Consider the following 15,825-nt stretch of genomic DNA (forward strand, 5'->3'; position numbering starts at 1 on the left):
ATAGTATTTTGGGCAAAAAGTACAGAAGGAAACGGTATAACAGACAAAAAAGTAGTTTAGGCATATGGATAATTATAATTTTGACCGTGATAATAATCACAGCCATTTTATTATTTTCAGGTATAATTAAAGACATCTTTTCTAGTGATGGAAATTCAAACCCGGCTGGCAGTACATCACCGACAGATCAGGCTGAGGGCTCTTTAAGCGAAGATTTGACTATTAGCCCCATTGCAGAAGCCAACCCGGAAAATTTCAACTTTGAAACAGATATTATGGTAAACGGGGAAATTGTCACAAATTATAAAAGAAGCATGGATATACTCTTTGACAAAGGCAGCAGTTATACAGATTTAGAAGGTATAATAACTTTTGCCGGAAATAACTATAGAGATACATTCAGCTACGGTACGCCGGCAGTGACCGAAGAAACACTTGAAATAGCCTGGGAAGTACTACCGGAGCTATAGACGGTTGGTCGGGCAGCGGATGGACAGGCATGCCGCTTTTAGTTAAGTGGCCAGATTCTACAAAACAGGCTATGGGAATGTACGATACAGCTAAGGGAAAGGATAACTTAGTAGAAGTTATTTATCCGACGATTAGATGGTAACATATACTTTTTAGACCTTGAAACAGGTGAAAAGACTAGAGACAATATAAACATCGGCGTTCCAACAAAGGGAACCGGGAGCATTGACCCGAGAGGATATCCGATCTTATATACCGGGCAAGGAATTGATTCGGTAAACGGTAAGGCAGTTTCGGTTAAATTCAGGGCTATAAATTTGATAACAAACAGTGTCATGTGGGACTTTGGCGGAAAAGATCCTTTCTCATACAGGATATGGCAGGCCTACGATTCAAGCGCCCTTATAGATGCAGATACGGATACGCTAATAGAACCTGGCGAAAACGGAGTGCTTTATACAGTTAAATTGAATACCACTTATGATGAGTCTACAGGTACACTTACTATGAATCCAGACGGGCTCGTTAAATACCGCTATACGACACCGGAATACGGCGAAGGAAATGAGTCCCGTTGGTGGGGAATTGAAAACTCAATTGCTACATGGAGAAATTACGCATTTTTTACGGACAACGGAGGGTTTTTACAGTGCGTTGACCTAAATACTATGGAACTTATATATTCAGTAGACGTATTGGATGATTCAGATGTATCAATTGTTATAGAAGAAGATGCAGAAAACGATACATTTTACTTATACACTGCCAACGAGGTGGACAAGCAAGCAGGCGCACTTTCCTCCGGATACGGTAAAAGCTACCACAGAAAAATAGACGGGCCGACAGGAAAGGTGATTTGGGAAAAAGATTATAAGGCTTCAGTCGGTAATACTTCTAGCAACGGAGGAACACTGGCGACGCCGGCTTTAGGCAAGGGAGAAATAAGCAACTTAATAATCTATGCAATGGACATGGTGCCTATTGAGGTTTCCGATGATGAAGGCGGAACAAAGACAGTACTCGGCGGCAGATTAATCGCATACGATAAAGATACAGGCGAAGTAGTTTGGAGCAAAGAGCAGAAATCAGATTATTGGAGTTCTCCGGTCTTAGTATATTCTGACACAGGCAAGGCATATCTGGTCCAGTGTGACCGTGGAGGATATATGAAACTTTACGATGCAGCTACCGGCAGCGAACTGTATTCGCTGGATTTAGGCTCCAGGATAGATGCTACACCTTCTGTATACGGAGATATGATAGTTATTGGTACACGTGGAGTTGGCGGCAGCGGAGATTCTCAGAAAATTATTGGGATAAAGATAAAATAGAAGCTTTTAAATTTATATAAAGGAGTGCTTTATGTTTAAGATAGCAGAAAAGAAGACGCTTAATAACCAGGTTAAGCTTATGAAGATAGTAGCACCGCATATAGCAAAAAAGTGTGAACCAGGCCAATTTATAATGCTTAGAATAAATGAAAAGGGAGAGAGGATCCCTCTTACTATATCTGATTTTGACAGAGATGAAGGTACCGTTACAATAGTCTTTCAGGAAGTAGGAAAGACTACAAAGCTATTAGGTACTTTAAATGCAGGAGACAGCATACAGGATTTTGTCGGCCCGCTTGGTATTCCTTCACATTTAGAAGGATATAAAAAGGTTGTGGTTATAGGCGGAGGGCTAGGGACTGCCATTGCATATCCTTCTGCAAAAAAGCTTCATCAGCTGGGTGCAACGGTTCATGGAATAATCGGTTTTAGAAATAAAGATATTATAATCTACGAAGGCGAGATGAAAGCAGTTACGGACAAACTTATCGTAACGACGGACGATGGCTCTAACGGAACTAAAGGGTTTGTTACAGACCAGTTAAAAAAGTTAATAGAGGAAGGCAACAAATATGACCTCGCAATAGCCATTGGGCCTCTTATAATGATGAAATTTATAAGCAAACTAACAAAGGAGTATAACATAAAGACGGTTGTGAGCATGAACCCGATAATGATAGACGGGACAGGGATGTGCGGCAGCTGCCGAGTTCTTATCAATGGAGAGACAAAGTTCGCTTGTGTAGACGGGCCGGATTTCGACGGCCATTCAGTGGATTTTGATGACGCTATTAAAAGAAATTCTAAGTTTAAAAAAGAAGAAGCAATGGAAAACGAAAAACACGAATGCAGACTCGGAAAGATAGAGGGTTAAACGATATGCCTAATATGTCTAAAGAAAAAACAAGAATGCCTGAATTAAAACCAGCAGAGCGTATAAAATCTTTTGACGAGGTTGCATCTGGATACACGGAGGAAATGGCATTAAATGAGGCACAGCGCTGCCTTAACTGTAAAAACAAGCCATGCGAGCAGGGCTGCCCTGTAGCAGTACCTATCCCTGCATTTATTGAGCTTATCCGGCAAAAGAAATATGTGGAAGCTTACCAAAAGATAACTTCTACCAACAGTTTGCCGGCGATTTGCGGAAGGGCTTGTCCGCAGGAAAACCAGTGCGAAAAATACTGTGTCCGCGGTGCTAAAGGCGAACCAGTCGCTATAGGCCGCCTCGAGCGCTTTGCCGCTGATCAGGCTATGAAAGAAGGAAAAACGGAACAGAAAAAAGATAAAGCTAACGGCATAAAAGTTGCCGTTATAGGGTCCGGCCCCGCTGGGCTTGCCTGCGGAGCAGATCTTGCCAAGCGCGGATATGACGTTACTATATTCGAAGCATTTCATATAGCGGGCGGAGTACTGCAATACGGCATACCTGAGTTTAGGCTCCCTAAAAAACTGGTGGGAAAACAAATAGATTCTTTGATAGAACTTGGTGTTAAGATAGAAACCAATATGGTAATCGGAAAGGTATTTACACTAGACGAGTTAAAGCAAAACGGCTTTAAAGCAATTTTCATAGGAACGGGAGCAGGGACTCCGAGCTTTATGAATATACCCGGTGAAATGTTAAACGACGTTTATTCGGCAAATGAGTTTTTAACACGTATAAACCTAATGAAAGCGTATAAGTTCCCGGAAGTCGATACACCTATTAAATGCTACAAAAACGTAGCTGTTGTAGGTGGCGGAAATGTTGCAATGGATTCGGCGCGCTGTGCAAAACGCTTAGGAGCAGATAACGTATATATAGTTTACAGGAGAAGCGAAAAGGAAATGCCGGCCAGGGCGGAGGAAGTTGAACATGCCCGCGAGGAAGAAATAGAGTTTAGGATGCTAACAAACCCGATAGAAGTTTTAGGTGATAAAGACGGGAATGTACTCGGGTTAAAATTAAATAAGATGGAATTAGGCGAACCAGACGCTTCAGGGCGCCGCCGCCCAGTGCCTATACCTAACAGCGAATACACTATAGATGTAGATGCAGTCGTTATAGCTATAGGCCAAAAGCCTAACCCTGTCATCAAAAAATCTGCACCGGAACTTGAAACGCAAAAGTGGGGCGGTATAATAGTGGACGATGAAGGCAGGACGAATATAAAAGGTGTATATGCGGGCGGAGACGCAGTAACGGGGGCAGCTACCATAATACTTGCTATGGGAGCCGGGAGAACTGCGGCAAAGGCTATAGACGAGGATATAAAGAATGAAAAAATATAGGGCTTGAAATTTTTACATATTTTTAAAAGATTGTAGAAGAAATTTTTAAAATGATATAATATAAGTTAAGTCATATTTTTTGGCTTAACTTATTTATTAAGGTGAAATATGGTATCCGGAAATACGGTTGGAGTAAAAAATACAATTTTAAACAGGCTCGATGAACTTATGCTTCTAAAACAAGATAAGCATATGTTTGTTGACGTTGAAATTTTAAAAGAAGTGTCACTGATATCAGATGGGCTTAAAAGAGAGATATCCCTATTAATAGCCAGAAACGGAAAGATAGAGGATATTTCAATAGGGGACAGCGGTACCGTAAGCTTTAAGAAGCTTCATAAGCGCCGCGCTGCAGAAGGGCTTTCAGGCTACAGGCTTGTACACACCCATCCAAACGGTTCACCTTATTTATCTAAGGTAGATATCGGAACACTCATAGATTCGCGTTTAGATGCTATGGCGGCGGTAAGCGTATTTAACGGCCAGCCTAAGGCAATGACTGTTGGGTATATTTCTGACAACCCTGAAAGAGAAGTTGTATACGGGCCGTTTTTAGTAAGCAGACTGCCGCATAGAGCGCTTTTAGACGAGATCTTGGCGGCAGACGAAAGAGTCAAGCTGTCAACTTCGCTTAAAACAGTTGACGAAGATGAGGAAACTGCGATATTGGTTGGATTAAATGCAAGTGAAAGCAGCATGGAAGAACTTGAAAAATTAGCAGTTACGGCAGGAGCAAAAGTGCTTGATAGATTTGTACAAAACAGGGAGCGGGATAAGAAATACTATATAGGCTCCGGCATGGCAAGAGAACTTTCATTAAAATGTATAGAGCTTTTCTGCGATACCGTCATAGTAAACGATACTTTATCACCTGCCGAAGCAAATAATCTGGAGGAGGTATTGGGGGACGTTAAAGTAATAGACAGGACAGCGCTTATATTAGATATATTTGCAAAACATGCGGTCAGCAGCGAGGGCAAACTACAGGTCGAGCTCGCGCAGCTTAAATACTATTCTTCACGCCTTGCAGGGCAGGGAAAGAACCTGTCAAGATTAGGAGGCGGTATAGGAACAAGAGGCCCTGGCGAAAAAAAGCTGGAAGTGGATAAAAGGGTAATAAGGGACAGGATGCACAGGCTAAACGAGGAACTTTTTGACCTTAAAAAAAGGCGGGAACTGACTAGGCAGCACCGACGTGACGTAGGGATTAAAAATGTAGTTATAGTCGGATATACTAATGCCGGGAAGTCTACTATCTTAAACTACATGACAAATGCAAATGTAGGAAGTGCGGATAAACTTTTTGAGACTTTGGATACCACCACGCGCAGGTTAACGCTGCCAAGCAAAAGGGAGATTTTACTGACGGATACGGTAGGGTTTATACAGAACCTCCCTCACGAGCTTATAAGCGCATTTTCAAGTACGCTAAGTGAAGTTACGTCTGCTGATTTGATATTACATGTCATGGACGTTTCAGATGAGCTCATTTTGGAAAAGAGAAAAGTAGTGGATGACTTGCTTGTTTCACTCGGCGCAGGAGATAAAGATGTTTTATACGTTTACAACAAGATAGATTTATTTAAGCCGGAGATTACGGAGAAAAACTCAGTATTGATTTCGGCAAAGACGGGCGAGGGAATCTGCGAACTGATGCAAAAAATAGAACAGATATTTTTAGGTAAACTGACAAGAGCGCAGATACTAATACCATACAACAGAGGAGACGTGCTTTCTTTCATAGCAAAAAATGCGGCAAAAAAAGATGAGACTTATGAGGAAGGCGGGACTTTAGTTAATGTAACGGCGGAAAGTTCGGTTATTATGGAAGCAAGAAGGATGCTTCTTGGAGGAGAGGTAAATGGATAAGTTTGAATTGATATCTAAATATTCTCCGTCTGGCAGCCAACCGGAGGCGATTGAAAAACTGGTTTCAAACATAAAAGAAGGCAGACAGGACCAGGTGTTACTTGGCGTTACAGGCTCCGGTAAGACGTTTACAATGGCAAATGTTATAGCGAGCCTTAACCGGCCTGCGCTTGTTTTATCCCATAATAAGACGCTCGCAGCGCAGCTTTGCAGTGAATTTAGGGAATACTTTCCTAAAAACGCAGTTGAATATTTTGTTTCGTATTACGACTATTACCAGCCGGAGGCATATATAGCCAAAAGCGACCTTTACATAGAAAAAGACGCAAGCATAAACGAAGAGATAGATAAATTAAGGCATAGTGCAACGTGTGCACTAAACGAGAGGCGGGACGTCATAGTAGTCTCTAGTGTTTCCTGTATCTATTCGATAGGAGACCCGAAACTTTATAATGAACTGTCTATATCACTTAGGCCGGGCATGAAGTTAGTTAGAGACAGATTAATAAGACATCTAATAGATATAAACTTTGAGCGCAGCGACATGGACCCTAAAAGGGGCAACTTTTGCGTAAAAGGGGATATAGTCGATGTTTATCCTGCAAACACGTTCGAAAGTGCAGTTAGGATAGAGTTTTTCGGCGATGAGATAGAGACTATAAAGGAGATAGATTCCGTATCTAAGAAGCCGATAGCTTCACGCGAACATGTGATAATCTTCCCGGCGACGCACTATACCACGGAAAGGGAAAAGATGTTGCCGGCATTAGAACAGATAGAAAAGGATATGGAAGCCGAATCTGCTGCGTTTTTAAGGACAGGGCGCCTGCTTGAGGCGGAGCGGCTTAAGAAACGTACTTTATACGATATAGAGATGTTAAGAGAGATAGGGTATATATCCGGTATAGAAAATTATTCGAGGTATTTTGACGGAAGAAAGCCGGGGCAGCCTCCGTATACCCTGCTAGATTATTTTCCAGAAGATTTCCTGCTTTTTATAGACGAATCACACGTGACTCTTCCACAGGTAAGGGGAATGTACAACGGGGACCGGTCAAGGAAAGACATGCTTACGGAATATGGCTTTAGGCTAAAAAGCGCCTACGATAACAGGCCGCTTAAATTCGATGAGTTTTTGAATAAGATAGGGACAACCGTTTTTGTCAGCGCAACGCCTTCCGAATTTGAGATAAAGAGGTCTGACAATCTGATAGTAGAACAAATAGTCCGTCCGACCGGGCTTTTAGATCCTAAAGTCGTTTTGCATCCGGTAGAAAACCAGGTGGAGCATCTGCTTGGAGAAATAAACTCCGTAGTAAAGGCGGGAGACAGGGTGCTTGTAACCACCCTTACTAAAAAGTTTGCGGAAAGGCTGGCTGAATACTACTCAGAACTCGGTTTAAAGGTAAAATACCTTCATTCAGACATTGAGACGCTTGAACGTATGGAAATAATACGCTCATTGAGAATGGGCGAGATAGATGTGCTTATCGGGATAAACTTGCTGCGAGAGGGGCTGGATATCCCCGAGGTGTCTTTGGTTGCAATACTAGATGCAGACAAAGAAGGGTTTTTAAGAAATGAAACTTCGCTTATCCAGACGATAGGACGTGCGGCCAGAAATGTAAACGGGCGGGTAATACTTTATGCGGACAAAGTGACTAAATCTATGCAGCGTGCAATAGATGAAACGGAGCGCAGGAGAAAAGTCCAAAGCGAGTATAACAAAGAGCATAACATTACACCACAGGGTATAAAGAAAGAAGTTCTAAAGGGTATCGAGGCTACCCATGCGATAGAAAAAGGCAAAGAGCTTCCGGAAGATATAAGGAAAGAGATAAAAATAGTAGAAGAGCAGATGAAGGCAGCGGCTATGGAATTAGAATTTGAGACGGCAGCTAAACTTCGCGACAGATTGTTTGAATTAAAAGATGCACTTAAAAAGGGGATTTAAATAATTGAAGGATTATATAAGCATTAAAGGAGCAAGGGTAAATAACTTAAAGAATATAGATGTGGATATACCTCGAAATAAACTGGTAGTATTGACCGGCCTATCTGGTTCGGGCAAATCTTCTCTTGCATTCGATACCATATATGCGGAAGGGCAAAGGCGCTATGTCGAATCTCTTTCGTCTTATGCACGTCAGTTTTTAGGGCAGATGGACAAGCCGGACGTGGACAATATCGAGGGGCTGTCTCCTGCGATATCGATAGACCAAAAGACTACGAACAAAAACCCGCGTTCTACAGTGGGCACCGTGACCGAGATATACGATTATATGCGGCTTTTATATACGCGTGTCGGGCAGCCGCATTGCCCAAAGTGCGGCAAGCCGATAAAGAGGCAGACGGTAGACCAGATAGTAGACAACATCATGACTAATATGCCGGGTAAAAGAATAATGATCGCGGCTCCCGTCGTTCGAGGCAGAAAAGGTGAGTATAAAAAGGAATTAAAATCATATGAACGCCAGGGTTATGTACGTGTAATAGTCGACGGGATAAACTACACCTTAGACGAGGACATAGTTTTAGATAAAAACAAAAAGCATTCTATAGACATAGTTGTAGACAGGATAGAAGTTAAAGATGAGATAGCCGGAAGGCTGTTTGAATCTGCCGAAACTACGCTTGAGCTATCAGGAGGGCTTTTAAAGGTTATAGATGCAGCCTCCGGTGAGGAACATATGTTTTCCAAGAACTTTGCATGTATAGACTGCGGAATAAGCCTGCCGGAAATTGAACCCAGGATGTTTTCTTTTAATAACCCATACGGTGCATGTCCAAATTGTCACGGCCTTGGGATAATCATGCAAATAGACGAGGACAGTGTTATCTCGGATAAAAACAAGAGCCTAAGCGAGGGGGCAATCAGGATTAGCGGCTTTAACTCAGCTAATGAAGAAAGCTTTGGAGCTAATTATTTCAGGGCGATGGCAGAAAAATATAATTTTTCACTGGATACGCCATATAAAGATTTACCTGAAGACGTAAGGCATATGCTGCTTTACGGTAATAACGGGGAAAAGCTAAAGATTAGATATTCTTCTTCACGTGGGAGCGGAGTTTTCCTAAGTTCGTTTGAGGGCATTATAAACAACCTGGAGAGAAGGTATAAGGAAACTACCTCTGACATGATGAAGGAAGAGATAGAATCTTACATGAATGAGATAGTATGCCCTGTCTGCAACGGAGACAGGCTCAACAAAGAAGTTTTATCCGTTAAGATAGGCGGTAAGAATATAGCGCAAGTCTCCAGTATGCCGATAGATGATATAAGCGAATTTTTGTATAAGGTAAAATTTAATGAAACGCAGCAGATAATAGCTAAAAGCATTTTAAAGGAAATACAGGAGCGCCTTAAATTTTTAAGTGACGTAGGGCTTAACTACCTGACACTTTCCCGCGCTATGGGTACAGTGTCCGGAGGCGAGGCACAGCGTATCCGCCTTGCGACGCAGATAGGCTCCGGATTGATGGGCGTTTTGTATATATTAGATGAGCCGTCTATAGGCCTTCATCAGAAAGACAATCAAAAACTGCTTGCCACGCTAAAACGCCTGCGAGATTTAGGAAATACGCTTATAGTTGTCGAACACGATGAGGAGACGATGCTGGAAGCAGACTATATAATAGACATAGGCCCAAGAGCCGGTATTTCCGGCGGATATGTGGTTGCCGCCGGCACGCCAGATGAAATAAAGAAATCTAAAGATTCTATTACAGGCCAATATTTAAGTGGCAAAAAGAGTATTCCACTTCCTAAAAAACGCAGGGAAAGCAAAGGAGAGATAACGGTTGTAGGTGCTAAGCAAAACAACTTGAAAAATTTAAACGTTAAATTTCCTCTTGGCGTTATGACCGTAGTAACAGGGGTTTCCGGCTCTGGAAAGTCTACTTTAGTCAATGAGATACTTTTAAAGGCATGCCTTAAAGAAAAGGGGTTTAAGGAAAGGCCGGGAGAATATAAAAGGATAGACGGTATAGAAAATATAGATAAAGTCGTTGCTATAGACCAGGCGCCAATAGGCAGGACGCCCAGGAGTAACCCGGCTACTTATACCGGTTTGTTTACGGCAATAAGAGAGATATTTGCAATGACGCCGGATGCAAAGGTACACGGCTACACTCCTGGAAGGTTCTCTTTTAATGTCAAAGGCGGGCGCTGCGAGAACTGCCGCGGAGACGGCATAATCAAAATAGAGATGCACTTTTTGCCGGACGTATATGTTAATTGCGAAGTGTGCGGAGGGAAACGCTATAACAAAGAGACTTTAAATGTATATTTAAAGGGGAAAAACATACACGATGTACTTGAGATGACTGTAGACGAGGCGTATGAATTTTTTAAGAATATTCCGATAATAGAATCTAAATTAAAGCTTTTAAAAGACGTAGGCTTAGGGTATATAAAGTTAGGTCAGCCGTCTACAACCCTTTCCGGAGGAGAAGCACAGAGGGTTAAGCTGGCTACACATCTATCCAAAAGGCAGACGGGCAATACTCTTTTTATTTTAGACGAACCTACTACCGGCCTTCATATATACGACGTTAAAAAGCTCATAGGTATATTAAACCGCTTAGTAGACAAGGGGAATACAGTTATAGTTATAGAACATAATTTAGACGTTATCAAAAGCGGAGACTATATAATAGATTTAGGGCAAGACGGAGGAAACAAGGGCGGAGAAGTGATAGCTACCGGCACACCTGAAGAGGTTTCTAAAGTTGAAAACAGCTATACCGGGCAATATCTTAAGAAAATTTTTGAGCCAAAATAATAAAAAAAAGGCCTCTTAATTAAGAAGCCTTTTTTATTATCTTCTTTTTTCCCTGTCACGTTTTAAACGTTCAAAACTCCTATCATATGTTTTTTCAGCCTCTTTACTAAAAAAACAAGCGGGGAACTCTCCACTTCTCCTATGGTAAGCTACACATTCGCAGCATTTTCCATGATGAGCACAACTGTATGTACAGCTGCAGTCGATTTTAATTGTTGAGTGTTCACAAGACATGTTTAAATACCTCACTTTCTCTTAAGAGCAAAAAATTGTTTTAATATATCAGAACATTCGTTTTCCATTACTCCTGTAATTATTTCCGGATGATGGTTAAAATCATTTCTAAAGTCAAATACTGAACCGAAGCAACCGGCTTTTTTGTCGTATGCGCCGAATATGACAGTAGGTATCCTCGCATTGATTATTGCTCCCGCGCACATAGGGCAGGGCTCTAATGTTACGTAAATCCGGCAATCGGAAAGCCGCCAGCTCTTTAGCTTTTTAGCCGCTTTTTTTATAGCAATGATCTCAGCGTGATAAAGCGGATTTTTACGCTTTTCACGAAGGTTATATGCGCTAGATATAATTTTATCATCTTTTACTATAACACAGCCGACGGGTACTTCGCCTAATTTTTCAGCTTTTTTGGCAGCCTTCAAAGCCATGTTCATGTAATATTCGTGATCTTTCATTTTAGGCCTTTGATCTTTTTATTTATATAATAACAGTTATTTTAGACAAGGTAAAGGCCAGCTTGTTGGGGTATTAATTTTTAAAAATAACGAGTATAACTATAATCTTAAACTAAAGAGCAATTATTTTACTCACTGCTTTTTAGTTTTTCATCAATACGGTTGGGTAAAATTTTTGAAGAAGAATTGTTATCTGCCATATACGTATTTTCTCCATCACGCTGAGCATTTTGAAGCTGATTGATTATAGCTGTAATGGTATTAAATAGCTCAAAATACATTTTTTTATAATCTGGCATTAATTATCACCTCAATCACATTATAGGTCAATAAAACCCTAAAATCAATAGGTCAAAGTGACATAATTATTATGAGGTGATAATTATGAAGAACCGTTTGAGAAATCTGCGAATTGAGAAAGGATATACGCAAATAAAAATGCAGCAGTTAACTGGCATTGACCAAAGTGATTACTCAAAAATTGAGACGGGTAAAAGGTATTATACCGTTGAACAATGTAAGAGAATAGCACTTGCCTTAGATACCAGTATAGATTATCTACTGGGTCTTACAAATGAAAAAACTCCCTATAAGAGAGCCAATAAGAACAATTAATATATTGTTTTTAAAATTATTGAATTAAAGTTATTTAGTTTTATTAAAGTATACGCTTATAAATTGAAGCAAGAGGTTAAATAAAGTATAATATAAGAAAACACAGGCAAAAGGAGCAATTCTATTTTGAAATTCATCCATTTAGCGGATATCCACCTTGGAAAATATCAAAATTCTAAATCTGAAAGATACATAGATTTTTTTACTGCCTTTGAAAAGATTATAGACTACACAATTGAAAAAAAGGCTGATTTTATAGTCTGCGCAGGTGATTTTTTTGATACCAAGATGATCAACGCGACAACGCTTAATAAATCTGTAAACCTGCTTTCACGTTTAAAAGAGGCGGGTATACCGTTTTATGCAACGGAAGGGAACCACGATAGGGCGTATTATCTGGAAAAAGACTCGTGGCTTTGCTACTTAAGCGACAATGGGTTTATAAACCTTTTAAAACCGGATCTAACGCCTGACGGGGCAGATATTTCAAATGCAATTTTAGAGACAGATGATTACCGGATAATCGGGCTTGGGTATAACGGGGCAGCAACTAAAAAACGTATAGAGGAGTTCACATCTTCGGTAGACAAGGCCAATAAATTTACGGTAATCTTACTGCATGCTGCGCTTATAGGGCAGATAGCAGAGGATATGGCAGGCGTTGAAAAAGAACAGCTTTTATCTTTGGCCGGCAAAGGCAGCTACTTGGCTTTGGGGCATATACACAAACATTACAGCATTGAAAATATATATAACCCTGGGTCTATAGAATACGTAAGTATAGAAGAGGCAAAGCGCGGGGATAAAAAGGGATTTTTATTTATAGATACGGATAGCGGTGTTGAGTTTATACCCGTCTTACCACGGGAACATTTGTTCTTAGAGGAAAAGGTTTATAAAGACGATACTACGGACAGTGTTTTTAAAAAATTATCCGACAAAATAACAGATCCAAAAGAGCCTGTCATAAATATAGAGCTTTTTTCCGATAATGAATTGACGCTTAAAAATGTAGACACGGTTTTGCTGACAGAACAGATAGAAGAAAAGTATCAAGCAGTATCGGTTACCATAAATACACACGTTATAGGGAGCGACGGCAAGGCTTTTACTTTTGCGGACAAGCCGGAAATAGAAAAAGATGTTTTATTTAACATGTATTTTGAAAAAGGGTACGATGAGGACGCGGCGAAAAAATTAACTGAATTTACGATAGGGCTAAAGGAAGGCGTTTTAGCGGAAGAAATAGTAGACGATGCTTTAAGTTTGCTGGGGGAAATATAGATGATAATTAAGCGTATTTACCTTAAAAACATACGTTCTTTTGATGAGATAGAGATTTTTCCGTCAGCAGGGGTCAACTTTATTAAAGGCGAAAATGGTGCAGGAAAATCTACTATCATTGAAAGCATCGGCTTTTGCCTGTTTGGCACGGAATTTGACGATACTATTGGTAATTACCTTTTACAATACGGTAAGGACAAAGGCCTTATCGAAATCACATTTACCGCAAAAGACGGCAGCGAGATTTTAGTTAAAAAGCAAATAAGCGCCAAAGGAACGGATTTCTGGCGTATATATGAAAACGGTGAAGATACTCCGCTTACGCTTCTTTCAAAAGAAGTGCAAAGTTTTATTTCTTCTGCTGTCGGGTTATCAACGATGGCCTCACCAGACTGGATATTCCCCGAAGTAATAGGTATACGCCAAGGTAATTTCAGGCGCCCGTTCGAAGATGCGCCGTCTGCCAGAATAAAGACGTTTGACCGTATTTTTGGCGTGCAGGAGTATAAAAAGACTTATGATAAGATGTCTGATTCTATAAAAGAGACAGATAAAAGAATAGATTTAGTTAATAAAGACATAGAGTATTTAGCACCTCAGGCAGGCAAGACTTTAGAGACAAAAGAAAACATTGCAGCTAAGGAAAAAGAATTAGGCGAAGCAGAGAAAAAGCTAAGCTCAAAGGAAAAACAGTACCGGGATTTTGAAAATCTGGCTAAGGAATGGCAGCTGCTAGACCGTCGTATAGAAAAGATATTGAGCGAAAAAGCAAGGATAAAAAAAGAGCAGGAAGAATACAGCGAGTTACTCGTTAAAGATGAAGAGCGCCTTAAAGATTATGAAAAAGAATTATTAATAATATCTTTGGAACACGAGAATAAAAGCCTAGAGTTAAAAAAGGAAGAGGGCATATTTGAAACGCTCGCAAACGCGCAAAAGACGGCCGACAGCGTAAACAGGTTTATAAATGAAAAGGTGCTTTCAAAGCAGATCGCCGCTCAAAATGCGGCTAAATCGGCCGAGGAATTTAACAATGAACTTTTGGCTGCAAAGGAAGACTTAAGAAAAGAAAAAGAAGTCCTTACATTAAAGGAGAGAGAAAAAGGTATAACTGAGAGGCTTATAGCGCTAAAGGCAAGAAGAAACCTTATAAAAGAGCATGAAGATAAGTTAAAATTAGGGATTTGCCCTTTTTATGAAAATGAAAAATGTGATAAGGCTTCTAATGCAAGTGTTTCATTAAATACGGATTTGTATTTAGAGATAGAAAAGTTAATTGAAGAGCAAGCTGAAATCAACTTAAAGTTAAAGCAGCTGCCGGATATAGAAGAGGCCCGCCTTCGTTTAAAAAAAGCTGAAAAATCTTACGAAGATTATCTAAACAGGTCTAACCAGTTAAAAAATGAAACCATAGGTGAGATTTCGCGTGCGGCTTCGTGGGATATTGCAGGAAAGGCAAAAGAAATTTTAAACGCAGTTGATGTTAAAGATGGTTTTATAAAAGACGAAATTGAAGATATACTAAAAAAATCTGCCTATTTGAACGAGGCGATAAAAAAAGGAGACGACATCAGCGCAGATGCTTTTGTAGCTTCTGTAAATGCATTTGAAGTTTTTATAAAAAAGCTATATCTTTTTGAACAGGAGAAAATAGAAAAAGCAAGAAAAGAAGAGCGGACAATATCAGATAAAAAAATGCGTTTAACGGCAGAATCTAAGGCGCTTAACGGAAGTATTGAAAAGATGAGGAAAACCTTGCTTAAAAACGAGGAAAGCGCAAAAAGCATTGTTACAGAGGAAAAGGATATAGAAAATAAAAAAGGCGAGCTTTTAAAAACCGAAGCTGCTTTCGGTAAAATTGATTTTAATAATATGGCGAAGCAGGAATACTGGCAGACAAAAGCTCGTGAAAGCGCAATGGACTTGGGAGAAAGCAAGAGTGCCGTTTTATTTTTAAAAAGTGAAATTAAGCGCATGGAAGAAGAGCTTAAAAAGGCTAAAGAGGCACAAGATAAACTAAAGCAGCTCGAAGATAAAAAGGTGAATCTTGAGGGAGCCAAAAGGCTCTTAACAGATATACGAAGCGTATTAAAAGAGGCAGGGCCTAAAATTGCCGCAGTATTTAGGGTGAAAGTACAGTCTATGGCGGACAGTATGTACAAATCCGTATCGAAAAAAGCGGTGAACCTTGAATTTACAGATAATTACGACGTTTTATTAATAGATAACTTCGGCGGGAAAAGAAGAGAGCGGTATTTCAGGCAGCTTTCCGGCGGAGAGAAGATGACTGCCGCACTGGCTATAAGAATGAGCCTTTTAAAATCGCTTGGCATTAATTTCGGGTTCTTTGACGAGCCGACTGACAATCTAGATGTAACTAGGCGTGAGAACCTATCCGATGCATTCAAGACGCTTTTAAGTGGCTTCGAGCAGGTTTTCTTAGTAAGCCACGACGATACATTTGACAGCCTTACAGATGAGATAATTATATTATAGTTTATATAG

The 15,825-nt window shown here is 40.3% G+C and carries 13 protein-coding genes; 10 read left to right on the forward strand and 3 right to left on the reverse strand.

All coding sequences use genetic code 11. The features are described from left to right. The first annotated feature begins 8 nt into the window (after window positions 1-8). The 7 genes from R2876_04825 to uvrA all read left to right on the forward strand — a co-directional run bounded on the left by R2876_04825 (window position 9) and on the right by uvrA (window position 10,729). On the forward strand, window positions 9-470 hold the full coding sequence (locus R2876_04825) for a hypothetical protein (GenBank protein ID MEZ4357938.1): 462 nt from the start codon (window positions 9-11) through the stop codon (window positions 468-470). Between the two features lie 318 nt (window positions 471-788). Next, window positions 789-1,802: a PQQ-binding-like beta-propeller repeat protein gene (locus R2876_04830; protein MEZ4357939.1), complete on the forward strand. Its 1,014-nt coding sequence runs from the start codon at window positions 789-791 to the stop codon at window positions 1,800-1,802. 31 nt (window positions 1,803-1,833) lie between these two features. Further along, window positions 1,834-2,676 (forward strand): sulfide/dihydroorotate dehydrogenase-like FAD/NAD-binding protein, encoded by an 843-nt coding sequence (locus tag R2876_04835; GenBank protein MEZ4357940.1) that lies wholly within the window; start codon window positions 1,834-1,836, stop codon window positions 2,674-2,676. Between the two features lie 5 nt (window positions 2,677-2,681). Next, a complete protein-coding gene (gltA, locus tag R2876_04840; GenBank protein ID MEZ4357941.1) occupies window positions 2,682-4,076 on the forward strand; it encodes an NADPH-dependent glutamate synthase in 1,395 nt (464 codons plus the stop codon). 108 nt (window positions 4,077-4,184) lie between these two features. Continuing rightward, on the forward strand, window positions 4,185-5,945 hold the full coding sequence (gene hflX / locus R2876_04845; protein MEZ4357942.1) for a GTPase HflX: 1,761 nt from the start codon (window positions 4,185-4,187) through the stop codon (window positions 5,943-5,945). After that, window positions 5,938-7,899, forward strand: coding sequence for an excinuclease ABC subunit UvrB (gene uvrB / locus R2876_04850; GenBank protein ID MEZ4357943.1), 1,962 nt, complete (start codon window positions 5,938-5,940; stop codon window positions 7,897-7,899). The genes hflX and uvrB overlap by 8 nt, the downstream gene beginning before the upstream one ends. A gap of 4 nt (window positions 7,900-7,903) precedes the next feature. After that, window positions 7,904-10,729, forward strand: a complete 2,826-nt coding sequence (uvrA, locus tag R2876_04855; protein MEZ4357944.1) for an excinuclease ABC subunit UvrA — start codon at window positions 7,904-7,906, stop codon at window positions 10,727-10,729. 36 nt (window positions 10,730-10,765) lie between these two features. On the opposite strand, the gene R2876_04860 is transcribed toward uvrA, so the two are convergent. The 3 genes from R2876_04860 to R2876_04870 all read right to left on the reverse strand — a co-directional run bounded on the left by R2876_04860 (window position 10,766) and on the right by R2876_04870 (window position 11,720). Further along, entirely contained in the window at window positions 10,766-10,963 is a 198-nt protein-coding gene (locus tag R2876_04860) for a DUF6485 family protein (protein MEZ4357945.1), read from the reverse strand. Window positions 10,964-10,974: 11 nt separating this feature from the next. Beyond that, window positions 10,975-11,421 (reverse strand): tRNA adenosine(34) deaminase TadA, encoded by a 447-nt coding sequence (tadA, locus tag R2876_04865; GenBank protein ID MEZ4357946.1) that lies wholly within the window; start codon window positions 11,419-11,421, stop codon window positions 10,975-10,977. 128 nt (window positions 11,422-11,549) lie between these two features. Further along, window positions 11,550-11,720, reverse strand: a complete 171-nt coding sequence (locus tag R2876_04870) for a hypothetical protein (protein ID MEZ4357947.1) — start codon at window positions 11,718-11,720, stop codon at window positions 11,550-11,552. 85 nt (window positions 11,721-11,805) lie between these two features. Here R2876_04870 and R2876_04875 point away from each other — a divergent pair, with 85 nt between their 5' ends. The 3 genes from R2876_04875 (at window position 11,806) to R2876_04885 (ending at window position 15,816) form a co-directional block, all read left to right on the forward strand. Then, complete coding sequence (locus tag R2876_04875) at window positions 11,806-12,036, forward strand: helix-turn-helix transcriptional regulator (GenBank protein MEZ4357948.1); 231 nt, start codon at window positions 11,806-11,808, stop codon at window positions 12,034-12,036. A 126-nt stretch (window positions 12,037-12,162) separates the two neighbouring features. Then, window positions 12,163-13,320 (forward strand): DNA repair exonuclease, encoded by a 1,158-nt coding sequence (locus R2876_04880; protein MEZ4357949.1) that lies wholly within the window; start codon window positions 12,163-12,165, stop codon window positions 13,318-13,320. Further along, on the forward strand, window positions 13,321-15,816 hold the full coding sequence (locus R2876_04885; protein ID MEZ4357950.1) for an SMC family ATPase: 2,496 nt from the start codon (window positions 13,321-13,323) through the stop codon (window positions 15,814-15,816). Window positions 15,817-15,825 lie beyond the last annotated feature (9 nt).

The sequence above is a fragment of the Eubacteriales bacterium genome, from assembly GCA_041390245.1.
Classification (GTDB): Bacteria; Bacillota; Clostridia; order Christensenellales; family JAWKQI01; genus JAWKQI01.

Excerpts from the sequence above, each read along its gene's own strand:
- R2876_04835 (MEZ4357940.1), top strand. The coding sequence starts at position 1,834 with ATGTTTAAGATAGCAGAAAAGAAGACGCTTAATAACCAGGTTAAGCTT.
- gltA (MEZ4357941.1), top strand. The coding sequence starts at position 2,682 with ATGCCTAATATGTCTAAAGAAAAAACAAGAATGCCTGAATTAAAACCA.
- hflX (MEZ4357942.1), top strand. The coding sequence starts at position 4,185 with ATGGTATCCGGAAATACGGTTGGAGTAAAAAATACAATTTTAAACAGG.
- uvrB (MEZ4357943.1), top strand. The coding sequence starts at position 5,938 with ATGGATAAGTTTGAATTGATATCTAAATATTCTCCGTCTGGCAGCCAA.
- R2876_04860 (MEZ4357945.1), bottom strand. The coding sequence starts at position 10,963 with ATGTCTTGTGAACACTCAACAATTAAAATCGACTGCAGCTGTACATAC.
- tadA (MEZ4357946.1), bottom strand. The coding sequence starts at position 11,421 with ATGAAAGATCACGAATATTACATGAACATGGCTTTGAAGGCTGCCAAA.
- R2876_04870 (MEZ4357947.1), bottom strand. The coding sequence starts at position 11,720 with ATGCCAGATTATAAAAAAATGTATTTTGAGCTATTTAATACCATTACA.
- R2876_04875 (MEZ4357948.1), top strand. The coding sequence starts at position 11,806 with ATGAAGAACCGTTTGAGAAATCTGCGAATTGAGAAAGGATATACGCAA.
- R2876_04885 (MEZ4357950.1), top strand. The coding sequence starts at position 13,321 with ATGATAATTAAGCGTATTTACCTTAAAAACATACGTTCTTTTGATGAG.